This window comes from Spirochaeta isovalerica (assembly GCF_014207565.1).
GTDB lineage: Bacteria > Spirochaetota > Spirochaetia > DSM-2461 > DSM-2461 > Spirochaeta_F > Spirochaeta_F isovalerica.
This window is the reverse complement of sequence record NZ_JACHGJ010000001.1, coordinates 411691-434233: the sequence shown is the minus strand read 5'-3', so window position 1 is coordinate 434233 and position 22543 is coordinate 411691. Positions and strand designations below refer to the sequence as shown.

Below are 22543 nucleotides of genomic sequence, written 5' to 3'. Positions count from 1 at the left end.
ATTATAAATCATTTATCCAGTGCTTTCAAAAGGAATAAGCGGGAACCGAAGTCTCCCAGAAAAGCTATCTTCTCATCGAGCCCCGTTCCGTAAAACTGATGAGCCGGACAAAATCCTCTGTTCATCAATTGATCGCCGTATGCTGAGAATTCCGTTTTCTCAACTTCATAAAGATAATTGGACGCTACCATTTGATGCAGGACGCCGTTCTCTTTTAATTCAACAGGAGATACCATATTTATTAAATGGCCGAATTGTTTAACATCCATAAACTGGGTGCGGTTTTTCAGAGAGTATTTTTTATGAGGATCCAGCCCTTTCAGCCTGTATCTTTCCGGACCCGGATTCGGTTTGGCTGTTTTCTGGTAATACCCGATGATAGCTTCATTTTTATCAGAAGAGACGACCATCCATAAAGTCATTTCTCCTGATAAAGGATCTTCGATCCTGTAGAAATCGCCGAACTGCAGGAGTTTTCTGTATTCCTTATAAAATGAGATCTGCTTTTTTATGACTTTTTTTTCAAAATTATTCAGCTTTGTCAAATCCAGTTCATATCCGAGCAATCCGAATGTAGCCGTATTAAATCTCGTTTCCAAAGGAGTATTTCTCAGAACCTGATGGTTGGGGACGGCGCTGACATGGGCACCCATGACTGAAAGCGGAGCCAGCATGGAACTGCCGTATTGTATGGGAAGCCTTTCCATGGCATCTGTATCATCACTAGTCCAGATCTGAGGCATATAATAGAACATCGCCAGATCAAAACGGCTCCCGCCGCTTGCACAAGATTCAAAAAGGATATGAGGGAACTCATTAGTCAGCCTTTCAAGAAGAGAATAAAGACCGAGAACATAGCGGTGCGAAAATTCCTTCTGTCTTTCGGGAGAAAGAGCTGGAGAATAGACGTCACTGAAAGAGCGGTTCATATCCCATTTCACATAGGAAATTCCGGCCTTTCTAAATAAATCAGAAAGGATCTCATAGAGAAAATCACAAACCAGAACATTCGATAAATCGAGGAGAAATTGATTGCGCCCCGGAGAAGGATCGCGATGAGGCGTCCTGACCATCCAGTCCGGATGTTTCTCATAGAGATCGCTCTTTTCCGAGATCATTTCCGGTTCTACCCAGATACCGAAATTCATTCCCAGCTTGTTGATCTTTTCGGCAAGCCCTTCTATACCGGAAGGCAGTTTCTTTTTATTGACGAACCAGTCTCCCAGTGAAGTTCTGTCGTCGTTTCTCTCTCCGAACCATCCATCATCAAGAACGAATAGTTCGACCCCGAGGCTTTTGGCTTCTTTGGCCAGGTTGAGGAGTTTTTTTTCATTAAAATCAAAATAGGTTGCTTCCCAGTTATTTATCAGAACCGGTCGCTCTTTATGTTTCCATGTGCCTCTTACAATATTATGCCGAATAAAACGGTGGAAATTCCCGCTCATCCCGTTCAGGCCCTCAGCTGAAAATGTCATAACAGCTTCAGGGGTCTGGAATGCCGCTCCCGGTTCAAGAAGCCAGCTGAAATCAAAATGATTGATTCCTGTCTGCACTCTGGTTGAATTGTGAGAGCTGACCTCAACAGAAGAACTGTGATTGCCGCTGTACATCAGTGCAAAACCGTAGGCATCCCCATGATGTTCAGTCGTCTTTTTATCACACAAAACCAGAAAAGGATTGTGATCAGGGCTGCTGATGCCCTTACGGGAGCTGATCTCTGTCAGGCCATGACCGAGAGCTCTTCTGTGAGGATGTCTTTCCCTGATCCAGGCTCCGTCAAATGTTATCAGATCAAAATCCTTATGATCGAAATCCAGGGAAAAGCTTGATATTTTGTCTATAGTCACGGGGCTTTTACTATTATTTCTGATTTCTACAGTCCTGGTTATAATATCCTTACTTTCGAAAATACTGTATGACAGCAAAAGGGTCAGATTAAGCGACTGGTCGGATAATTCAATAACAAGAGTTTCCACCGTCTCGTTTTCATCCGGGAATGAAGCCGGCAATCCGTCCGGAATTGTTTTGCCGCTATTGATTTTATATCCGACAAAGGTGAAGTCGAACGTCCTGTTACCATCTTCTCCGCATAAAGCGATTGAGGGATTGCGATAATCCCCTTTTCCATAGGAGCTGTATTCAAGAGGTAGATGATTGAGAGAAAATCCGGAAAAACCCGTACTGTAGGAAGTTGAATTCCCATAGCCCAATGTTTCGGAAGGAAGGTAGAGGAAATTTTCCAGAGACTCTTTATGACTGATTTTCTCCCCATAGTAGAGGTGAGCCGGATGTCCCGTAGGAAGGATTCTCAGAATATAACTCGTGTTATCGGTCTGAAGATGAAAAGTATTATCGCTAAAGTGAATCACGGGTATTCTCCCTTAAATAATTTCGTTTAGATTATACGGAGTCATTTGATAAACATAGTAATTCAGCCAGTTGGAAAAAAGAAGATTCGCATGGGATCTCCAGCTGACAACCGGAGGAAGGGAGGGGTTGTCGTCAGGAAAGTAATTTTTCGGAATATTAGGCTCAAGTCCTTTTAAGAGATCCCGCTCGTATTCTTCCTTCAATGTCAGAGGGTCGTATTCCGAATGGCCTGTAACGAATATCTGCCGTCCGTTTCTCGCCGAAACGATATATATTCCAGCCTCCTCGGATTCGGAAATGATTGTGAGTTCCGGGATAGCCTCAATGTCTTTTCTTCTCACTTCCGTATGTCTGGAATGGGGAGCGAGAAAGCTGTCATCGAATCCACGGACAATAGGTTCTTTGGGTGCTTCGATATTATGACAGAAAACACCGGAGATTTTATCCTCTACCGGGTGTTTCGGGACGCCGTAATGGAAATAGAGTCCTGCCTGTGCGGCCCAGCAGATATGAAGCGTCGATGTAACGTTCGTCTCTGTCCATTTGAGGATTCTTTCCATTTCCCCCCAGTAGGAGACCTCACCGAAATCGAGGGTTTCAACCGGGGCGCCGGTTATGATCATCCCATCATACTTATGATGGGATATTTCATCGAATGTTTTGTAAAATACATCGAGATGATCGCTGGACGTGTTTCTCGATTCATGAGTGGCTGTTCTGAGCAAATCGACTTCCACCTGGAGAGCCGTATTGGACAGGAGTCGCATCAGATGCACTTCCGTTGCCTTTTTAAGAGGCATCAGATTAAGAATGAGAATCTTCAGCGGCCTTATATCCTGATGAATCGCTCTTGTTTCTGTCATGACGAAGATATTTTCTTCTGTAAGAGTCTCTATGGCAGGAAGTCCATCCTGAATCTTTAAAGGCATTTATATAGTCTCCGGTCTGACATAAGGGTTGTTTGTCATTTCGAAACGAACTGTCGTTTCCGGTCCGTGCCCCGGGCAGAGAGTGACATCGCCGGGCAGTGTATAGATATTTTTGAGGATATGTTCCTTCAGCATATCGAAGGATCCACCCGGAAGATCCGTTCTCCCTATGGAACCGCGAAATATGACATCGCCCGTTATGGCTGTTTTCATCTCTTCAATATATATGACAATACTGCCCGGACAATGCCCCGGAGCCGTTCTCACTTCCAGGACAGTGGAAGCCATTTCGATTTTTTCTCTATCCTTTGCAAGGTTTGAAAGAGAACAGCCCTTCCATTCAAGTCCCGGCATGGCATAGAGACTCATTGATTGAGGATTTTCCATAAATTCGCTTCCGTCTTCATGTCCATAGACCGGAACGCCATCTTCAGCGAAACGGAAGGTATCAAGCATATGATCCCAGTGACTGTGGGTTATGAAAAGACCTTTCAGAGTGCATTTGTAGTTTTCAAGCTCTTTCTGCACAAGTTCATAAGACTGGGGCGGAGCATCGAAAAGCACAGCCTCACCTGTTTTATCATTTATGAGAAGCCACGCATTTGTTTCAATCGGGCCGGAGGGAATTGCAATTAATTTCATGGGGTAAGTATATAAAAAAGATATTACTTACACAATTGCCTGAAAGAAATCGACCGTTTCCGTTTCGATCGGCATTCAATTATGAAAATTGACTTCTCCATATTTGAATTTCTCATAGTATTGATCCAGTAGATCTGTGTCGATCAGCTATTGTCCCGTTAGTAATGATAATGCATCGGGATTTTTTGATTTTGAAGGTTTATAAATGAAGAAGAGGAGCAGTTGGCTCCTCTTTTGTTATTGAAAGATTTCAGAGCCATTTATCATTATAGAGAGAATATACCAGTCATTACTTCCTACAGGGGACTCTTTAAATTGAATACTATTTATTGTTTGATCACCCGAGTTATTTGTCATTATCCCGGTACCAATAATGATTCCGTTATTTTCTGCCCCAAGAACAACACCTGAAAAATCAAAGGGTCTATTTGCTGCGCTCAAGGGGCCGCCATCCCAGAATGCCTCGTTAATCGAGGAGTATCCTAAGGCATCAGGATGTATATGATTAACAGTAGTTGTTCTGGATGAGCCGTTTAACTCATCTTCAAAAGCTTCAAGTCTTTCACTCGAAGACAGTTTTGATGAAAACAAATCACACCCTGTTAGAGCGATAACAATCAAACCCAGAAATATTGTCAACTTCAAATATTTACTCATATCTCAACCCCTTTTAAACATCTCTTTCTTCAAGATAAGGTACTATCTCTTTCTCGAAAATTCCAAGGAACCTCTCATATTCCTTAATAAAGTTTGAGAAAACTGGTTCATTCTGTTTTGTCAAATACTTTGTTTTTGTCTTTAAGTACATATTGCCAACGACATACCGCCGTAATGAATACGCAGATAAGGCATAGTACCGATAATTGAGAACCAGATAGCTTGTTTCGATTTCTTTGGGAAATACTTTTTTCTGATAAAAATCATTTTTGTTATCTGTAATAGTATTCAGTTCATCTCTCAAAGATTCCAACTCACTTCTTGACTGAAGGTATTGGTTGTAAAAATCATCAGCACCCCTTGCATATGATTTCAAAGTTTCAGTCATAGTAGTAAGAGTTTCAACCGGATTCATATCAAAATTGATGTTTTTACCTTCAAGCCAACCACTGTAATCTTCAGATCCGAACCGGGCTTCAAACTTCTCCCCGGGAGCCTCTCCCAGTGAAACAGCTACGCCCTCTTCCAATTCAAGAACAACAAGGCCGCCTTCGGCTTCTACAGCGACAGACCCCTCGCTGACGACATAAAGCGAACTGCCGTCCAATGCTGTTACGACGGTAAACTCTGTCCCCCGAACTCCTGCTACGGATGACGGGGTCTGTATATCCGGCTCCTGGAGCAGTTTGTCGAACTTAAAACCGATTTTTCCCAGAACGATCATGAAGATGCTTTTCTTTTCTTCTTTTTTTTCTCTCTGGGCAAAGACAAAAACCGTATCTTTATCAATTGTAATTGTAGAATTTGATTCCAATGTCAGCTCGGCATAACCGTCACGTCCGGTAATTACAGAATCTCCGGGAACAATAGAGTTTCCGATTTCCGCCGGAATCAGATCGCCCGATATCCTTTTAATAGTAACTTCGCCTTCAACGTACTCGAATACGCTCTGCTGCGAATAAAGGAAAATAGCGGGTATGAATAAAATGCATATGATCAGAAACTTTTTCATTTTGCACCCGCCTTCAGTCCGAGAATTGAGTAATCTCTGTTTTCATCGCGATATATAATCAAAATGATATTGCCGGAGACTCCCTCTATCGAAACCCGGTAACTGTAATCGGGCATTTTGTTTTTAAAAAAGACTTCCATTTCCCAGCTGTTTCTGAAAAGTGAAAAATCTTCATTCTCAACAGGCTCTATTGAAGTAATGACAGGATTTTTAATAGTAAAACCGCTATCGACAATTCCAGTCCAGAGACTGTTGACCGTAGAAGAGGTAACAAGTATTTCCCCATCGAAAACAAATGGAACCGTAGAATGCCAGGAAGGAAATAAGGGATTCTCTTCATTGATAGCTTCAGCGACCCGGATAGCCATGTCTCCGCTTTTTTTCATGTAAAACGTAGTACATGAACTCATAACCAATAAAAGTGAGATTAGTAAAAATAATAACCTTTTCATATTTCTGAGTGTAAAACTTTTAACGGAAGGACGCAATGTATGAATTTTTTATATTTTCAAACAGAAGCTTATCCTTGCCTGCAAGAGTTCTTCCCGGTGGGCTCTTTACATTGCTGGGATTGATTTTTGTTCCCCAATAGGAAACTTCATAATGAAGATGAGGACCGGTTGACATCCCTGTGGAACCGACGTATCCGATAACGGCGCCCTGCTTGACCCGTATACCTTTGCGCATTCCTCGGGCATAGCGTGTCATGTGGCCGTAAAGTGTGCGATATCCATTTACATGGCGGATTTCAATGAAATTGCCATAGACAGCATTATAAGTGGCTGTTTCTATAACACCATCGCCTGATGCGTAAATGGGAGTTCCGGGAGGTGCTCCGAAGTCTATTCCCTGATGCATTTTGGAAAAACCGGTTATGGGGCTGATTCTCCGTCCGTATCCGGAAGTTATCACTGCTCCGTTTATGGGAGTTTTCAATAAGGTTTTCCGGATTGTCTGCCCTTCTTTGTTATAATAATCCCCTTCTCCCTCTAAATCTTCGTAATAGAAAAAGGAAATATCTCTTCCGTCAGTCATAAGCTGGGCTGATAGAATCCGGCCTTCAGAGACCAAAGCGCCTTCTTCGTCATACACAGCTTCATAGGCAACGTTAAAAGTGTCGCCTTCCTGAATATCTCTCTGGAAATCCACATCATAGGACAAAAGACGAATCAGTTCGTAAAGGATATTGGTATTCATGCCCGCCTCAAGAGCGGCGCTGTAAAGACTATCGTCAATCCTGCCGGTTATCTGCTGGACAAAGGTATTAAGTGTTCTTTCCTTCTCATAAGCTCGAAATCCGTTTTCTGCCGTAATATCCCTGACGACTTCCACAACGGTTCCGGGAGAATTGATCATGGAAAGGCCCTGAAATGTTGTATCAATATAATTCAGTTTGAACTGCTCGCCGGCGCGAATATAATGAAGATCCACATAGGGACTGATTTCATAAACCACCGATGAAGCTTCATCACGGGACAGTCCGTGATCGAGAAGAAAATCATTCAGATTACTACCGCTTTCTATTTCAGCCTTTACCGTACTGAGAGATTCTGATACAGCGGTAATATAGGGAACCTCGACAATATCTATCTGTTCCATCTTTTCGACAGACGCGTTGACCAGAAGTTCCTTTTCCGATTCATCTCCCTTACTGAAAATGCTTACTGCTCCAATCAGGATAACAGAAACAGCCGCGATAGATATTCTTACATATTTCATCATTTTTATTATCGGTTCAAATCGGTTTTTTTATAGATATAGGGGGATAGAATATTCCTGTCTTTTTCTGTCAGAACAGCTTTGATCCTGGTTCCGTCTTCAATATATTCCTCTTCCAGTATTTTCCCGTTTCTGTGAATATAGGCATTAATATCCCACTTGTCAGAGGGGATCAGAAGTTCGACCGCACCGTATTCTTTTTCAATTTCCAGAGTGACTCTTTCCAAAAGCTCATCAATTCCCGTCTGCTCTTTAACGGAAACAGTGATGCAGTGGGGATATCTATTTTTCAATCCGGCGAGAAGTACGGGATCATGGCCGATCATATCTGTTTTATTAAAAACCAGAATCTGTGATTTCTCCCCCGCGCCGAGATCCTTAAGGACATCTTCGGTCACTTTGATATGCTCTTCATATTCATGGTTGGAAACATCCACGACATGCATTATGACATCGGCATGAACAGCTTCTTCCAGGGTCGATTTAAAGGCATCAATCAGGTCATGTGGAAGTTTTCTGATAAAACCGACGGTATCGGTCAGGATAATTTCTCTTCCGCCTTCAAGCTTGATTTTACGGGTCGTGGGATCAAGAGTCGCAAAGAGTTTATCTTCCGTCAGTACATCGGCATCGCTCAGGAGATTGAGAAGAGATGATTTCCCGGCATTCGTATATCCGACAATGGAAATCGAAGGCACCGGTCTTTCCAGTCTTTTTTTCCTCTGAACATTCCTGTTTTTTTTAACTTTTTCCAGTTCTTTTTTCAGATTGTTGATTCTGTTTAATACGAGCCTGCGGTCGGATTCCAGCTGGGTCTCCCCTTTGCCCCTTGTTCCGCGGACGCCCCCTTTCTGTTTGGAAAGATGAGTCCAGGCCCGGGTCAATCGCGGCAGGCTGTACTTCATTCTGGCCAGAGCGACCTGGAGAACAGCTTCTTTCGTTGATGCTCTGTCAGCAAAAATATCAATAATGACTTCCTGACGGTCAATAACGGCAATATTGTAATGATGTTCCAGGTTCCGCTGCTGCGAAGGACTAAGCTGACAGTCGAAAATGATCAGGTCAGCACGGCAATCTTCAGCAAGTTCACCGATTTCCTCCATTTTCCCCTTTCCGATCAGGTAGCGGGAATTCTTCTCCCTCAGCTTTACCATTATACTGTCTACCGGTGCGATTCCCATAGTGTCGACGAGATTGTGAAGCTCTTCAAGATGATAATTTGATTCGGAAATATCTTCCTGCTGCTCATTTATTCCAACGAGAAATGCCCTCTCGCACTTTAAGGATAAAATATCCCGTTCAGGCATGCTCTCAAATATACTTTCATTCATTTCCATTAGTTCACTATAAACGCTTCTATGAATGTTAGACAACAACTTTCAATATAATTGAAGCGCCTCCGGAGACAATATTTTCGAAGTAATCCCGTTCAGAACCGAATATGATTTCAGTTTTTATTCCCGCAGGTGTATTCCAGAGAATTCCCTTTTCCGAATAATTTATAATGACATAATATATTTCCTCTTCAAGTGTTCTTTTAAAGACGAGAAGATTGTCATTGTCCGTCTCCACTCCCGAATACTCACCGTATTGGAGCACTTTGTGATTATTTCTGAAATTGATTATGGATTTATAGAAGTTCCAGAGCGATGCGGGATCATTTTTTTCATCATCCACATTTATCCCTTCGAGATACTCGGGATCCACAGGAAGCCATGTATCAACATCGGGAGAAGAGAATCCACCATTCGGCTTCCGGTTCCAGGGCATGGGAGTCCGGCATCTGTCACGGGTGTCCTGCCTGGCTATTTCCAGTGCGTCCTCCGCTGGAGTGCCTGCTGAAATTTCCTCAAAATAAAGGTTGGCTGATTTCAGATCTTTAAAATCTTCCACTCTCGCAGGACTGTAATCATGCATACCCAGTTCTTCGCCGTAATAAATAAACGGAGTTCCTTTCAATGTCATCATCAGAAACACCGCCTGCTTGAGAATGGGGTGCTTTATTTCATCAGAGGCATATTTAGACCGGATTCGGGATTGGTCGTGATTACTCAGCGTATTCCCCTGCCATGACCCCTCCGGATGAAGGGGAAGCCTTTTTCTCTGGTTCTCCAGAACTGTATTGCCCGCCATTCCTTCATACATCAGAGGAAAATTGAAAACCATATGCAATTCGTTGCCTGTGGGACCGAGATATTCCGTATCGGGCAACTCTCCGACGAGGAATCGGTCGGGTCCGTAGCTTTCGGCAAGCTGACGGATTTCCAGCAGCAACTGGTGAAGTTCAGGCTGTTTTATCTGATATCTCATATAGTGTTCCCATATGTTTTCCTGCAGGAATCCCCCGACTTCGCTGTTTTCAGTCTTCTTCTTGAATTCTTCAGGCGTCATCCCCTGGTTCGTGAGATTTTCATCTTCAAAAACGGCCGTAATGGCATCGATCCTGAAGCCATCGACTCCCAAATCCAGCCAGAAACGCATGGCGTCGAACATAGCTTTTTTAACTTCAGGATTTCTCCAGTTCAGATCCGGTTGCTCTTTAAGAAAAAAATGATAGTAGTATTCGTTGGTTTTTTCATCGAGAGTCCAGGCAGAACCGTTAAAGCAGCTCTGCCAGTCATTGGGAAAGTCCCCTTTATTTTCTTTCCAGATATACCAGTCTCTCTTTGGGTTATCTTTTGAGGATCTCGATTCTTCAAACCAGCGGTGTTTATCTGAAGTATGATTGAGAACAAGATCCAGTATGACTTTGATATCCCGCTTATGGGCTTCATCCAAAAACTCTATAAAGTCATTGATGGATCCGTATTCTTCGCCTACGGCTGTATAATCAGAAACATCATAACCGCAGTCAAGAAAAGGAGACGGATAATGAGGGCTCAGCCAGATGCCCCCGATCCCCAGCTCCTTTAAATAATCCAGCTTTCCGGTTATACCTTTTAAATCTCCGATCCCGTCGTTGTTGCTGTCGGCAAATGAACGAGGGTATATCTGATAAATAACTTTTTCTTTCCACCATTCCATGGGAGCATAATAATGCAACCGATTGCACGTGTCAAAAGGTGTAGCTTTTTTTTTTGAGCTGTTGAATAATATGTCAGTCGAAAGGAGTATTAATGGTCTATAAATATAAAGATAAAAATCCCCATGTGAAGAAAATTGCCTTTCAAGCGCCCAATTGCGCAATTATCGGAGATGTGACCTTAGGAGAAGGTTCTTCAGTGTGGTTCGGTGCCACAATCAGAGGTGATGTCGCTCCGGTCATTATCGGCACAAACACCAACATCCAGGATAACGCCACAGTGCATGTCAGCCATGAGAATCCTACAGTAATCGGAGATGAAGTCACAGTCGGACACAATGCAGTTGTTCACGGATGCACAGTGGAAGACAGATGCCTGATTGGTATGGGGGCTGTCGTGCTGGATCAGGCTGTTATCGGAGAAGGTTCCGTTGTCGGCGCTGGCGCGCTGGTCACGCAGGGCAAGAAATTTCCGCCCCGGAGTCTCATTGTCGGGTCGCCGGCGAAGGCTATTGCGAAAATCAGTGATGATCAATATGAAAAATTGAAACAGAGTGCAGACATATACCTCACCCTGGCTCATGAGACGGCTGAATCTTTGTGAGCAAGCTTTTTATAATTATGGGAGCCCTCGATGAAGAGATCGAGCAATTCAGACAGGAACTCCAGAATATCAAAATAATCGAATTTAATGAGCACAGGTTCTATAAAGGTTTGATTGATGGACATAATGTTATTGTCGCGCGATCCGGAGTCGGTAAAGTTCTATCCGCTATGATGACACAATTTCTTATCGACAAATATAAACCGGAAGGACTTATTTTTACCGGAATCGCCGGAGCTATCAATAGCCGGTTATCTATAGGAGATATTCTGGTTGGAATAGACGCCGTGCAGCACGATATGGATGTGTCCCGTTTTAATATTCCCCGTGGGCAGATCCCCGGTACGGAATATCGTTTTATAAAATCGGATAGTAAGTTGTTCGATGCGGCAATGTCTTGGAAAAATGAAAATATGAACCTGATACCGGGCCGTATTTTAACAGGAGATCAATTCATCCGGAATCGTTCGCATAAAGAAAGGCAATATCTGAAAGAGGAGCTCTCGGGAGATTGCGTGGACATGGAAGGTGCAGCCGTAGCCCTTGTCTGCAAGGTAAACAATGTACCCCATGTAATTTTGAGGTCTATCAGTGATAAGGCTGAAAAAAACGAAAAGATCAATCTGCGTGATTTTTTCAAGAATACATCTTTTAATTCAAAAAAAATCGTTCTGCATATATTAGATGAAATTGACAAATAAAGCCCGGATGTTAATCGGGAGGTTCCTTTGGGGAATGGATTAACACCCGGGCCTGGGAAATCTGATTATTCGCTATCCAGCTCTCTTGAAGCTGTAATGGCAGCGATAGTACCATCGGCAACAGCAGTTGTGATCTGTCTGTAAGCTTTGGAACGGAGGTCTCCGACTGCGAAAATGTCTTTTTTATTAGTTTTCATGAAATCATCGGTTTTGACATAGCCCCAGTTGTCAAGTTCGAACTGTCCTTCCATGCCGTCGAGATTGGCCTGGAAACCGACAAAAACGAATATGCCGTTTGTTCTGATGCTCTTCATTTCTTTCGTCTTCAGGTCCTCAACGACGACTTCCATGTCCATTGTGCCATGCTTTTTGAATTCTCTCGGCTCATGTTCCAGATAAAATTCGATTTTATCGTTGGCAAAGGCTTTCTCCTGAGCTTCTTTATTGGCCTGGAGTTCCGCAAACTGGTGTATGATTTTAACTTTTTTAGCGAATTTTGTGATAAAAAGCGCTTCTTCGATAGCGGAGTTTCCACCACCGATAACGACAACTTCCTTATCATCGAAATATTTCGCATCACAAGTCGCGCAGTAGGAGATACCGTCTCCTCTGAATTCAATTTCTCCCGGGATCCCCAGAGGTCTGGGGTTGGAACCGGTGGAAACAATGATTTTCTTTGCCCTCAGCGTCTCGACGTTATCGACTACGACTTCTTTCTTTTCGAGATCGATCGATGTGATTTCAACCGCGGCTCTGTATTTCACTCCCGCAGCAGTTGCCTGTTCGCTCATATAGTGAGAGAGCATAAATCCCGGTTGAGGATCAATAAATCCGGGATAGTTGGAAACCTGATGAGTTGTCGCAACATAACCTCCGGGCATCTGAGTATCGACCAGAATGACATCGTTATGAGCCTGCGCAAGGTAAAGACCGGCTGTCAGACCGGCAGGTCCGCCACCGAGGACGATAACTTCGCATTCCGTTTCCACGGGTTTGATTTTACCGTGGATTTCTTTCACTTTCGGCTCATCGAGAAGAGCGTCGAGATTTCTCATCATATCTGAACGCTTTACACCTCCCGACAGAGTGTCGCCTGTTCTTTCTCCCTTTTCGTAGAAAAGAACGGTAGGTGACCCGGTAACACCGAGTGATGTCGCCAGTTCTTTATTACCCTGGCGGAAGATTTTTACAAATTTGATATCGTTCCCGTAAAGCTCGCTCAGGGCATCATATTTAGTTGCCAGGGCTTCACAGGGAGGACATTCGGTCGAGTAGAAATCGACGACGACTTTGTCCCCTTTCAGTACTTCTTCGTCAAACTTATCAGCATTGATTTCAATGATTCTGTCAGTCATTATTCAAGACTCCTTTTTCAAAGTAAAGAGAAATTCCCATTTCCATCAGATCTCTAACCGGCCTGCAGTCCGGTGAGTGGATTTCTCCCTTATGATTATTTTTCGCTACGGAAGCACAACCGCCGCCGCAAGCCAACTGAAGAGAGCAATCACGGCACTTATCTATTGTCGTTACATCTCTGCTCTCCCATTCGTCTATCACTTCATCCTTTCTGGTTACAGAAGGATAGTATGTACCTAACGATTCTCCCGATTTACCGACTGTTGCCGTACAGGAGTAGATTCTCCCCGTAAAGTCAAAAGCCCATTCAGTCTTACAGGCGGGACAGGAATCAAATAGAGGATCGGGAAGCTCTCCATTTTCAAAAATGAATTTGGATATGGAATAAGCCGGTTTATGGTACTCCAGGAACTGTGGATTCTCCAGAATGAGCTTATAGAGATCTTTGTATAGCCCCACTCTGTCATAAAGTCTGTTCTGATCGGACTGACAGAAATGAAGTTCATAATTTCGGCCCAGCTGTGTTTTGAAATCGGGGTGGGAAGCCCATCCCTTCTCAATAGCATAATCTGCAAGACCGACAAGATTCTCCATATTATCCTTATCCACAACGGATCGGAGATTGATCATAATTCCTTCTTCAAGAGCTTTATCAACACCGCGCACAATGGCTTCAAAGGTGTCTTTCCCTCCCTTGAGAGGTCGCCGGCTATCATGAACTTCTTTCGTTCCGTCTATGGTTACCTGAACTTCACGGATTCTTCCTTTCTTTAGAATGGGAACATATTCTTCCAGAGCATAGCCGTTTGTAACGAAAGCCAGATCCAGATTGTTCTCGTTTGCTTTATTCACAAGATACTCAATGGAAGCTTTACTGTTGACTCCGGGAAGAAGCGGTTCGCCACCGAAAACCGTTACATATTTGGGTTTGCCGGCAAATTCTCTGTTCACATATTCGAAAAAAGCATCAATCACGTCAGGAGAAATTGATTCATCTTTTTCGGAATATCCTTCCTGGTAGCAGTATGTACATTTAAAGTTACAGGTATACCAGGGGACGAAAAAGATCTGTATTTCTGAATCATCTCGATTATCGAGGAAATCAAGATAAGCACGTTTGTAAACTTTCTCTTCTTCCTTTTCATCGACGATATACCCTTTCTCAACGTACTCATCGATATCTGTATATTTCTTTTCTAATATTTCCTGTGCTTTTTCGGGAGGAAGAATGTCCGCCTGCCCCGAAAGAGGATTTACAATGAAATAATTTTCAGAATCAGTAATTTTTGAAAATATATTATGTTTTGAAAAAACCATGAACTCTCCCTGAAGATGGGGCCGTTTCCGACCCCATCAGAACCATTTAGTCGTGACAACCCGCTACAACTGTAGAGATCTTGGCACAACACTGTGCAACTTTTTTATCAGTTGCTTTTGTTTTACGAACAAGTGATTTCATATTACACCTCCTCATTCCATTTTATTAATGCTTCAGCCGCAGCAACGGGTACGGGTACCGCGTATTGTCCAGCTGGAACATAAAATTTTCCCTTTTTCATAAGGTGCGCTTTCTTCGAGGATTTCGATATTATCGAACCCGGCATTGGCCAGTGTCTCGAGATACACATCTCTGGTAACAGAACCAGCCCAGCATTCGGCTATAGCTGCGGGATCATTTGCATATTCAGCAGGTACAGGTTCTGATGAGTAAATATCGCTAACGGTAAACGTACCGCCTTTTTTCAGTATTCTGTAGATTTCATTCCATATCTTCTGCTTATCCGAAACATGGTTGAGCACGCAGTTGGAAATAATGATATCGACAGATTTTTCCTCCAGAGGAATCTCTGAAAGATCTGTCTGGATAAATTCAACGTTCTGAACACCCATTCGCTCTGCGGTTTTTTTCGCTTTAGAGATCATCCCGTCAGAGAGGTCGAGACCATAGACGAAGCCTTCATCTCCAACTATTTCTGCCAGACGGAGTACATCGGTGCCCCTGCCGCTTCCCAGATCAACACATACGTCTCCGGGTCCGGCTTCACTTTTATCCAGCGCCCCTCCACAGGATAGACAGCAGCTGTCATCCTGAGCGAGCACGCTATAACGAATGTTAATTTCTTTATTTGTTTCACTCATACACTGATTATCCAATAAATACCTTTATTTTGGTAATTTTTTATTTAATGAGAATATAGCAGAATCATCTATATTCGTCAATTCATATATAGATTTTTTTGTAATTTTTATCGGGGAGGGAAATCATATTCCCGTTCAAACAGTTCCTTTAATTTTTCTGAAGCGTTTTTTTCATCTTCACCACTCACTGTTATAAGAACCTCCTCATTGTGCTGAAGCCCCAGAGCCAAAAGATCCATGATGCTCATAAGAGGCATGGATATACCTTTGGCCTCAAGAATGATATCACTTTTAATGTTTTCAATTTCATTGATAATCACACCCGATGGCCGAACATGTATTCCCTGCCGATTCTTTATCGTTGCACGTACTTCTGTCATTTTTAAACATCCTCATCCAGATCATTCAGCAGCTCAATTCCCTCTTCTTTATCTTCAGCATAAAAAAAAGGAATACCTGTGGAGTCAAGAATTACTCTACGAACACCGCTTCCGACTCCGCTGATGGCAATAGCCGCAATATCATCTTCCCGTTCAGAATAAAACTCAATAAAAAAGTCGATTAAACTGTTAGTCAGTTTTAGTTTGTTACAATTGATAAGCATCTTTGCTTTTCCGTTTCCGGGCCGGATCCAGCTTTTAATGGTGTTGAATTTTTCTCGGAGTCCATCAGTTTCAAGATTTTCCAAATCCACAATTAACAAATTATTTTGGCTCATATCCATCATTATAAAATCAGACGCTCTCTATTTCCATTTCTTTCAAAAACCGATCGAACTCCATTTGTGTATCAGAAACAACTTTTTCATTGAATTTCCTGTAACTTTTCAGAAATGTTTTACCGAATCCAGTTAAAGATGTTCCCGATCGCTCATTTCCGCCTTTATGCCGCTGCAGAATTGTTTCGCCGAGAGATTCTTCAAGATTTTTTAGAATCTGATGGGCTTTTGTGTAAGACATATTCATTTCTCCGGCTGCCTGTCTGATTGAACCGCAATTTTCAATACCTTCGAGAAGCCACAAAACACCTATGCCCATAAAGGAATTCTTTTTTTCATCTTCGATGTATATTCTAACTTTCAGCTTTAATTTTTTCTCCACAACTTTTCCCGCGCTTTTATAAACGATGTACTAGAATTATATATGGTAAAGAAAAAAAATTCAGAGGTCATCATGGACGTTAGTACATTTGGTAAAAAAGTATTCTTTATCTACCCTCACAGTGTTATACAGAATGAGTTGATTCAGGATCTTATAGACAGAGAGTATGAAGTATATTTTATTAATGATCACACAAAAGTTTCTTCAATCTGCGAGTTCTACACTTCCCCCATCCTGTTTATAAACATCGATGAAGGTTTGGAAGAACCTCAATGGGAAAAACTTATCAGATCCATACTGGAGACTTCCGGATCCAGTCATGCCCGAATAGGCATTGTAACTTATAACGAAAATGTTAATCTGGCCCAGAAGTATCTTATGGATATAATGGTGCCCTGCGGCTTTATAAAACTGAAGCTAGGCTTGACAGAAAGTACGAAAATCATAATCAAAACACTTGAAGCAAATGAGGTCAAAGGACAGAGGAAGTTTGTCAGAGCCAAATGCAATCCCTCGGAAGCGACCCTAAACGTAACGATCAACAATAATCTGATATCAGGTCATATTGTGGATATAAGTTCAGTCGGTATGGCAATGACTCTGGAGAGTTCAGTAGATCTCGAAAAGAATACCTACCTGAAAGACATACAGTTGAAATTGAGAGGAATCCTTCTCCGTGTTTCTGCTGTCGTCATTGGGTTCCGTTCTCAGGAAGGAGAAAAAAAGCTCTATGTCCTTCTCTTCGATCAGTTTGTAACCAGCCAGATTAAATCCAGACTCAGGTCATATATTAACAGGACTCTTCAGCACGAAATGGAGAGAAAACTTCATATACGGTAAAAGATGAGCATAAGATCAATTGCTTTTTTAATATTCCTGATGTTTTTTGTTTCCCTTGAAACAGAAGCTGAAGAGAGTTTTTATCTTGGCGCAGCCTGGATCGGCTCTTCTGGATTAAATGAAGAAATCACAACAGGTTCCATGGAGCTGCTATCGGAACTTGTGCCTGACCTGAGAGTTGAAATACAGGGAAACCTGAAAAACTTTGAACAATTTGATGCGATAATCAAACGCTACAATCAGGAAAAGGACGCCATAGTCCTTATGGGACATGAAAGCATAGATTATTTACAGGATAATTCTCTGAATGTCCCGGTGTTCCTCGGTGCCATTAATAATCCATTGCAAACCGGTCTTATCCGCAACAATGAGAGACCGGGAAACAATATTACCGGAGTAAGCTATTACACTGATTATGGGAAATTCCTTTCCTTTATGCAAAATCTCATTCCTCATCTTGATTCTGTTTTACTCTTATTGGAAAGAGGGAATCCCTCCTCTGAAGCTGATTTGCATTATATGGAACAAGCGTGCAGGAATCTTTCAATCGAATTTTTCATTGAAGAATGCTCAAAGAGCCGGGACATTGATATTTTTCTGGACCAATACTCCGGTATTGTTGATGCCGTTATATTGGGAAATCAGAATTTCTTTTTGGAAAACTTTCAGAAGGAAGTGTTCCTTCGCAATAAAATTCCCTCTTTCAGCCTGAACTATCTTCTGGTCAGGAAAGGCGTATTGGCAAGCCTGGCTCCGGACTATCTTAAACTGGGCAGACTTCTGGCCGGTTCAATAATAAATGTGCTATACAATGGAAAAAAAGCCGGCGATATTCCGATCAGATTCGACAGCGACCCCCGAATTCATATTAATATGTCAACTTCTGAATCTCTTGAGGTCATTATCCCCATTCATATGCTCCGGGTTGCGGAGGTATATCATTGAGACTGACCTATAAGATTAATCTGTTTTCTCTGGTTATACCGGCCCTGATGGCTTTGATTGTCGTACTGACAGGGATTTCAGTAATGAACCGGGTTATTTACGATCTCAACCGAAAACTGATTGGCAAAGATATGGACAATCTCGTCAGTCTTATCGAAGCAGATCATGATATTTTGAAAAAAGCAGGAGTGGATGATTATCCGCAATATATCAATCAGGCAAAAAGAGATTTTCTCGATAAAATGTCTGACAATCGAGATTCAACAGAGAGCCGGCTGATAATAATTGATACCGCTGTGAATCAATGGGTTTTCCCGAGCCCGAGGGAAAGGGATTCATTACCGGAATTAGAACGTGACATGTTTCTTCACATTTCCGGGGAAATGGATATCAGCAGCTCTGCGTCGGGCGCTTTCTTTTTAAAATATGTCAAGATCCCCTACTGGGACTGGATTATTATTCTGATAATCTCATCCGAGGATCTTTTCAGGGAGATCGGTAACTATCTGCGGTTGGTTCTCCCCCTTTCAATCATTCCTGTAATTGCCGGGTTGATCCTGACCTATTTTTCATTAAAGAACGTCACCTCAAGAATAAATGACTCTTTGAAATGCTTGAATAATGTAGAAAAAGGAAACCTTCTGGCCCGTATTAAACTATCTGACCCGAAAGATGAAATAGATACGATTCAACATGCCATTAATAATATGATAAACAGCCTTCACAGCCTCTACACTGAACTGGAAACCAGAGTGGAAGAAAGAACAGAAGAACTGGCAAAATCCAATGAGCTTCTGAAACTTGAAATACTTTCGGGAGACAGAGCCCGCAACGAAATCAGCTATCTGAATCATTACCTCAAAGACATTATCGATTCCATGCCATATATATTGATTGGACTGAATCGGGATTTTACAATAAACACCTGGAATCCTGAAGCCCGAAGAGTCTCCGGGCACAATGGAAAAGATATCATTGGCAGTAACCTCTTTTCTCTCATAGATAAAGATTGTGAAATATATCCTCTCATAAAAGAAAAAATTATGATTGATGAAACTTTCGCAGATATAAAAGGCAAAGTCACTATCGGAGAAAGCGAAGAATTTTATGGAGAAATCAGCTACTTTTCACTCAAAGAGCAACGGAATGAGTTGGGAATTCTTCAGATCAGAAACATTACGGAAAGAGTACAACTCGAAGAACTGATTAAACAATCTGAAAAGATGTTGTCTGTGGGGGGCCTTGCAGCCGGCATGGCGCATGAGATTAACAACCCCCTGGCGGGAATGATGCAATCCGCTCAGAATATCAGACGCAGGCTGAATCTCGATATACCTGCAAATATCAAAAAGGCAGAGGAAGCGGGAACAAGCCTCGATGCCATTTTAAAATACAGCGAGATGAGGAATATCCCGGAAATGATTCAATCAATTCTGGACTCCGGCAGGAAAGCAGCGGAAATAGTCGATGATATGGTTACATTCAGCCAGAGTGATTCTTTTGTAAACAGCCTGTTTCATGTTGAGGAAATACTGTCACACGCCTTGATTTCATTAAAAATGGATGAGGATTTCCATTCGGATTTTCTCAACGAATCAATTTCTGTTATCGAGGAATACAGTCCCGATCTGCCGGCAATTCCCTGCAATGAAAAAAAACTTGAACAGGCTTTCTACAACATCTTCCGGAATGCCCTTCAGGTATTGAAAACCGCAGATCATAATGATCCGAAAATTTTCGTCCGTACGAGTCTGGGAGTCAACTCTCTGCAGATTGAAATAGAAGACAATGGTCCCGGGATCGACGATGAAATTCAAAAAAGAGTTTTTGAACCCTTCTTCTCTACAAAAGGTATCAGCCAGGGAAAAGGACTCGGCTTATCGATCAGTTATTATATTATTAAGAATCATCACGGAGGCAATCTCTGGCTTGAGAAATCAGATGACAAAGGTACTCTTTTTATTATATCGCTGCCACTAACAGCTATCAGAGACAGGGAAAAAGGCTTATGAAACGGTCTGTTCTGCTTCTGGTTATTCCCTTAATGGTCTTTGTGTCCTGTACAAAAGGGTATAGGGAATACAATTCCGATTCAGAATTCAGTGATTCCGTAATGAAGTGGGCTTATATTTTCGATCCCTCAGTTTTCAGCTGGAATGAAAGATTGCGCGAACTTCAATGGTTTGAATATGTGTCTCAGGATTTGAAAGGTATTACCGTACTGTCCACTGCAGAAAACATCGAGACCCATTATTGGGAAAGCCAGTTTCTTTCGAAAGCCTTTGAGGAAATTACCGGCATAAGAGTTGATCACAAAATCCAACCGGAAGGAAACCTCGTCCGGGATATAATGGATCAAATAGAAAATAATAATTATCACTATGATATATATGTCAATGACACGGATATGATAGGCACTCACCTCAGAATGGGTTCAGTTGTAAATCTATCAGCTTATATGGAGAGAGAAGGATGGCAATTTACCGATCCTTATCTCGATTTAGATGACTTTCTCAATTTATCAATGGGACAGGATTATAATAAGAATCAATTGCAGCTACCGGATCAGCAGTTCGCTAACTTATATTGGTTCCGCTATGACTGGTTTACAAGAAAAGATATAAAACAACTCTTTAAAGACCAGTACGGGTATGAATTGGGCGTTCCATTAAACTGGTCTGCTTATGAAGATATTGCAGAATTCTTCAACAACACCCGGATAGATGGCAAAAGGGTTTACGGACATATCGACTATGGAAAACCATCGCCCTCTCTTGGTTGGAGATTTACTGATTCATGGCTAGCCATGGCCGGCGTTGGAGATCCGGGAATCCCCAACGGATTACCGGTTGATGATTGGGGCATTAGAGTTGAAAATTATGTCCCGGTTGGTTCAACTACAGGGAGAGGTGGTGCGACTGACAGTCCGGCCGCAATTTATGCCCTGAAAAAGTACCTGGAATGGCTCAACAAATATGCTCCGGCAGAAGCCCGGCAATGGGAATGGAGCGATGCGGGAACAAGAGCTTCAGAAGGAGATGTCGCCCAAAGGATTTTTCAATATACGACGTGGCTTTCCGATCCTTCTTTTCACAGACCATCAAGCCCGGTTACTGATATCGACGGCTCTCCCAAATGGAGATTAGCCCCTTCTCCGCATGGGAAATACTGGGATCCGGGAATGAAATCCGGGTACCAGGACTGCGGGAGCTGGACCATCCCCAAAGGAATTACCGGTAAAAAAAGAGCCGCAGCCTGGCTGTGGGCTCAATTCTGTGTATCTAAAAGTGTTTCTCTTAAAAAGTATTTAATTGGAGGAACACCGGTAAGATTTTCAACTGTCAATTCTGCCTATATTACAAAGAGGATGGAATCTTATGGAGGTTTAATTGAGTTTTATCGATCCAAGGCACAAAAATCATGGACATCCAGCAGCTTGAATGTACCCTATTATTCCAGTATGTCTCAATTGTGGTGGAAGAATATTGCCGAATCTATCAGGGGTGTATCATCGCCTGAAGAAACTATGTCAAAAATTGCAAATGAACAGGATGAACTTATGTCCCGGTTGCAACTACCGCTCTTTTCCCCGGAAATAGAACATAGTTTAGGTGAAGATTACTGGTTGAATCAAAATGGCTCTCCCAAGCCGGAAATAACAGATGAGCCGCTACCCCAAACGGTTTCCTATGAAAAACTATTGAGGGAATGGAGAAATGAACTGTGAAACGTATATTATTCTCAATTAATCTGTTTTCTATTTTAATTTTCATAGCTTTATATTTTTTCTCTTCCAGTATCTTTGAAAATCAGGATTCAGCGTACGTTGAAAAGCTTATGGCTCAGGCTTCAGACATTCCCTACTCTCTTGCAGAATCAACGGAAAAGGAAATCAGACTGAATGGAGAAGAGTATCGGGATACTTTAAAAAATGACTATCTCAGGATAGTAGATAAAATGAGATACGGTAATAACAACTTTTTCTTCATTCTTGATGGATCCGGCAGAATGGTTCACCACCCACTTTATCCTGAATTATCATGGTGGAACATGAATTATGAAACCGATCAGAACGGATCTTTCCTTTTTAGAGAAATCATTGCTGAAGCAAAACGCGACGGTTATTTCCAAAGAAAAACAGAGTGGCAGTCCAGATACAGCAAAGAGATATATGAACCGCAAATAATCTATGGGAAATATATATGGTCCTGGGACTGGTTAATATGTACTATTGCCTATACAAATGAACTCGAAAGTTCGCTTTTTAACTCAGGTTTTCTGTTTATCGGCTTTGGTATCCTGCAAATTCTTGTGAATAGTATTGTAATTCTGTTAAATAAAAAAAAGCTAAATCCAGAGAAATAGGATTTAGCTTGAATTGAATGCCGGAAACGAGACTTGAACTCGTACAGCCGATAAGGCCGAGGGATTTTAAGTCCCTTGTGTCTACCAATTCCACCATTCCGGCATTGCTCCGATATATTACAATTCAACTACAGGTTGGTCA

Annotated in this window: 22 protein-coding genes and 1 tRNA gene; 7 read left to right on the top strand and 16 right to left on the bottom strand. The window is 42.2% G+C overall.

Features of this window, described 5'->3' with window-relative positions; all coding sequences use genetic code 11:
* Positions 1-8: 8 nt before the first annotated feature.
* The 9 genes from HNR50_RS01880 to HNR50_RS01840 form a co-directional block, all read right to left on the bottom strand.
* Positions 9-2369: an alpha-galactosidase gene (locus HNR50_RS01880; protein ID WP_184742872.1), complete on the bottom strand. Its 2361-nt coding sequence runs from the start codon at positions 2367-2369 to the stop codon at positions 9-11.
* Positions 2370-2381: 12 nt separating this feature from the next.
* Positions 2382-3299, bottom strand: a complete 918-nt coding sequence (gene metA / locus HNR50_RS01875) for a homoserine O-acetyltransferase MetA (protein WP_184742869.1) — start codon at positions 3297-3299, stop codon at positions 2382-2384.
* A complete protein-coding gene (locus tag HNR50_RS01870) occupies positions 3300-3941 on the bottom strand; it encodes an MBL fold metallo-hydrolase (protein ID WP_184742866.1) in 642 nt (213 codons plus the stop codon). It lies immediately after the preceding gene.
* 237 nt (positions 3942-4178) lie between these two features.
* A complete protein-coding gene (locus tag HNR50_RS01865; RefSeq protein WP_184742863.1) occupies positions 4179-4598 on the bottom strand; it encodes a hypothetical protein in 420 nt (139 codons plus the stop codon).
* Positions 4599-4611: 13 nt separating this feature from the next.
* On the bottom strand, positions 4612-5610 hold the full coding sequence (locus HNR50_RS01860) for a FecR family protein (RefSeq protein ID WP_184742860.1): 999 nt from the start codon (positions 5608-5610) through the stop codon (positions 4612-4614).
* Complete coding sequence (locus HNR50_RS01855) at positions 5607-5996, bottom strand: hypothetical protein (RefSeq protein ID WP_184742857.1); 390 nt, start codon at positions 5994-5996, stop codon at positions 5607-5609. The genes HNR50_RS01860 and HNR50_RS01855 overlap by 4 nt, the downstream gene beginning before the upstream one ends.
* 85 nt (positions 5997-6081) lie before the next feature.
* On the bottom strand, positions 6082-7329 hold the full coding sequence (locus HNR50_RS01850; RefSeq protein ID WP_184742854.1) for a M23 family metallopeptidase: 1248 nt from the start codon (positions 7327-7329) through the stop codon (positions 6082-6084).
* A gap of 8 nt (positions 7330-7337) precedes the next feature.
* Positions 7338-8636: a GTPase HflX gene (gene hflX / locus HNR50_RS01845; RefSeq protein WP_184742851.1), complete on the bottom strand. Its 1299-nt coding sequence runs from the start codon at positions 8634-8636 to the stop codon at positions 7338-7340.
* A gap of 58 nt (positions 8637-8694) precedes the next feature.
* The gene (locus HNR50_RS01840) at positions 8695-10353 is read right to left on the bottom strand and encodes an alpha-glucosidase (RefSeq protein ID WP_184742848.1); all 1659 of its coding nucleotides are present in this window, start codon (positions 10351-10353) and stop codon (positions 8695-8697) included.
* 92 nt (positions 10354-10445) lie between these two features.
* Here HNR50_RS01840 and HNR50_RS01835 point away from each other — a divergent pair, with 92 nt between their 5' ends.
* Together HNR50_RS01835 and HNR50_RS01830 are read left to right on the top strand one after the other, a co-directional pair.
* The gene (locus tag HNR50_RS01835; protein WP_184742845.1) at positions 10446-10955 is read left to right on the top strand and encodes a gamma carbonic anhydrase family protein; all 510 of its coding nucleotides are present in this window, start codon (positions 10446-10448) and stop codon (positions 10953-10955) included.
* On the top strand, positions 10952-11656 hold the full coding sequence (locus tag HNR50_RS01830) for a 5'-methylthioadenosine/adenosylhomocysteine nucleosidase (RefSeq protein WP_184742842.1): 705 nt from the start codon (positions 10952-10954) through the stop codon (positions 11654-11656). Before HNR50_RS01835 ends, HNR50_RS01830 begins: the two co-directional genes overlap by 4 nt.
* 65 nt (positions 11657-11721) lie before the next feature.
* On the opposite strand, the gene HNR50_RS01825 is transcribed toward HNR50_RS01830, so the two are convergent.
* The 6 genes from HNR50_RS01825 to HNR50_RS22265 form a co-directional block, all read right to left on the bottom strand.
* On the bottom strand, positions 11722-13011 hold the full coding sequence (locus HNR50_RS01825) for an FAD-dependent oxidoreductase (protein WP_184742839.1): 1290 nt from the start codon (positions 13009-13011) through the stop codon (positions 11722-11724).
* Positions 13004-14329 carry a radical SAM/SPASM domain-containing protein gene (locus HNR50_RS01820; RefSeq protein ID WP_184742836.1) on the bottom strand — a complete coding sequence of 442 codons (1326 nt, stop codon included), beginning with the start codon at positions 14327-14329 and terminating at the stop codon, positions 13004-13006. Before HNR50_RS01820 ends, HNR50_RS01825 begins: the two co-directional genes overlap by 8 nt.
* Before the next feature lie 174 nt (positions 14330-14503).
* Positions 14504-15151: a methyltransferase domain-containing protein gene (locus HNR50_RS01815; protein ID WP_184742833.1), complete on the bottom strand. Its 648-nt coding sequence runs from the start codon at positions 15149-15151 to the stop codon at positions 14504-14506.
* A gap of 107 nt (positions 15152-15258) precedes the next feature.
* Positions 15259-15531 carry an HPr family phosphocarrier protein gene (locus HNR50_RS01810; protein ID WP_184742830.1) on the bottom strand — a complete coding sequence of 91 codons (273 nt, stop codon included), beginning with the start codon at positions 15529-15531 and terminating at the stop codon, positions 15259-15261.
* Between the two features lie 2 nt (positions 15532-15533).
* Positions 15534-15869, bottom strand: a complete 336-nt coding sequence (locus tag HNR50_RS01805) for a hypothetical protein (protein WP_184742827.1) — start codon at positions 15867-15869, stop codon at positions 15534-15536.
* A 16-nt stretch (positions 15870-15885) separates the two neighbouring features.
* Entirely contained in the window at positions 15886-16251 is a 366-nt protein-coding gene (locus HNR50_RS22265; RefSeq protein WP_184742824.1) for a LysR family transcriptional regulator, read from the bottom strand.
* Between the two features lie 72 nt (positions 16252-16323).
* On the opposite strand from HNR50_RS22265, the gene HNR50_RS01795 reads away from it, so the two are divergent.
* From HNR50_RS01795 to HNR50_RS22260, 5 genes are read left to right on the top strand one after another with little or no spacing between them, the layout of a single operon-like run.
* Entirely contained in the window at positions 16324-17091 is a 768-nt protein-coding gene (locus HNR50_RS01795) for a PilZ domain-containing protein (protein ID WP_184742821.1), read from the top strand.
* 39 nt (positions 17092-17130) lie between these two features.
* Complete coding sequence (locus HNR50_RS01790; RefSeq protein WP_221439770.1) at positions 17131-18036, top strand: ABC transporter substrate-binding protein; 906 nt, start codon at positions 17131-17133, stop codon at positions 18034-18036.
* Positions 18033-20048: an ATP-binding protein gene (locus HNR50_RS01785; RefSeq protein ID WP_184742815.1), complete on the top strand. Its 2016-nt coding sequence runs from the start codon at positions 18033-18035 to the stop codon at positions 20046-20048. The genes HNR50_RS01790 and HNR50_RS01785 overlap by 4 nt, the downstream gene beginning before the upstream one ends.
* Positions 20045-21763 (top strand): ABC transporter substrate-binding protein, encoded by a 1719-nt coding sequence (locus HNR50_RS01780; protein WP_221439769.1) that lies wholly within the window; start codon positions 20045-20047, stop codon positions 21761-21763. The genes HNR50_RS01785 and HNR50_RS01780 overlap by 4 nt, the downstream gene beginning before the upstream one ends.
* The gene (locus HNR50_RS22260; RefSeq protein ID WP_184742813.1) at positions 21760-22401 is read left to right on the top strand and encodes a cache domain-containing protein; all 642 of its coding nucleotides are present in this window, start codon (positions 21760-21762) and stop codon (positions 22399-22401) included. Before HNR50_RS01780 ends, HNR50_RS22260 begins: the two co-directional genes overlap by 4 nt.
* Before the next feature lie 18 nt (positions 22402-22419).
* Here HNR50_RS22260 and HNR50_RS01770 read toward each other — a convergent pair.
* Positions 22420-22504 (bottom strand) — tRNA-Leu (locus HNR50_RS01770).
* Positions 22505-22543: the final 39 nt, after the last annotated feature.

Coding starts and splice junctions, on each gene's coding strand:
- metA (WP_184742869.1), bottom strand. CDS start 3,299: ATGCCTTTAAAGATTCAGGATGGACTTCCTGCCATAGAGACTCTTACA.
- HNR50_RS01870 (WP_184742866.1), bottom strand. CDS start 3,941: ATGAAATTAATTGCAATTCCCTCCGGCCCGATTGAAACAAATGCGTGG.
- HNR50_RS01865 (WP_184742863.1), bottom strand. CDS start 4,598: ATGAGTAAATATTTGAAGTTGACAATATTTCTGGGTTTGATTGTTATC.
- HNR50_RS01860 (WP_184742860.1), bottom strand. CDS start 5,610: ATGAAAAAGTTTCTGATCATATGCATTTTATTCATACCCGCTATTTTC.
- HNR50_RS01855 (WP_184742857.1), bottom strand. CDS start 5,996: ATGAAAAAAAGCGGAGACATGGCTATCCGGGTCGCTGAAGCTATCAAT.
- HNR50_RS01850 (WP_184742854.1), bottom strand. CDS start 7,329: ATGAAATATGTAAGAATATCTATCGCGGCTGTTTCTGTTATCCTGATT.
- hflX (WP_184742851.1), bottom strand. CDS start 8,636: ATGCCTGAACGGGATATTTTATCCTTAAAGTGCGAGAGGGCATTTCTC.
- HNR50_RS01840 (WP_184742848.1), bottom strand. CDS start 10,353: ATGGAATGGTGGAAAGAAAAAGTTATTTATCAGATATACCCTCGTTCA.
- HNR50_RS01835 (WP_184742845.1), top strand. CDS start 10,446: ATGGTCTATAAATATAAAGATAAAAATCCCCATGTGAAGAAAATTGCC.
- HNR50_RS01825 (WP_184742839.1), bottom strand. CDS start 13,011: ATGACTGACAGAATCATTGAAATCAATGCTGATAAGTTTGACGAAGAA.
- HNR50_RS01820 (WP_184742836.1), bottom strand. CDS start 14,329: ATGGTTTTTTCAAAACATAATATATTTTCAAAAATTACTGATTCTGAA.
- HNR50_RS01815 (WP_184742833.1), bottom strand. CDS start 15,151: ATGAGTGAAACAAATAAAGAAATTAACATTCGTTATAGCGTGCTCGCT.
- HNR50_RS01810 (WP_184742830.1), bottom strand. CDS start 15,531: ATGACAGAAGTACGTGCAACGATAAAGAATCGGCAGGGAATACATGTT.
- HNR50_RS01805 (WP_184742827.1), bottom strand. CDS start 15,869: ATGAGCCAAAATAATTTGTTAATTGTGGATTTGGAAAATCTTGAAACT.
- HNR50_RS01795 (WP_184742821.1), top strand. CDS start 16,324: ATGGACGTTAGTACATTTGGTAAAAAAGTATTCTTTATCTACCCTCAC.
- HNR50_RS01790 (WP_221439770.1), top strand. CDS start 17,131: ATGTTTTTTGTTTCCCTTGAAACAGAAGCTGAAGAGAGTTTTTATCTT.
- HNR50_RS01780 (WP_221439769.1), top strand. CDS start 20,045: ATGAAACGGTCTGTTCTGCTTCTGGTTATTCCCTTAATGGTCTTTGTG.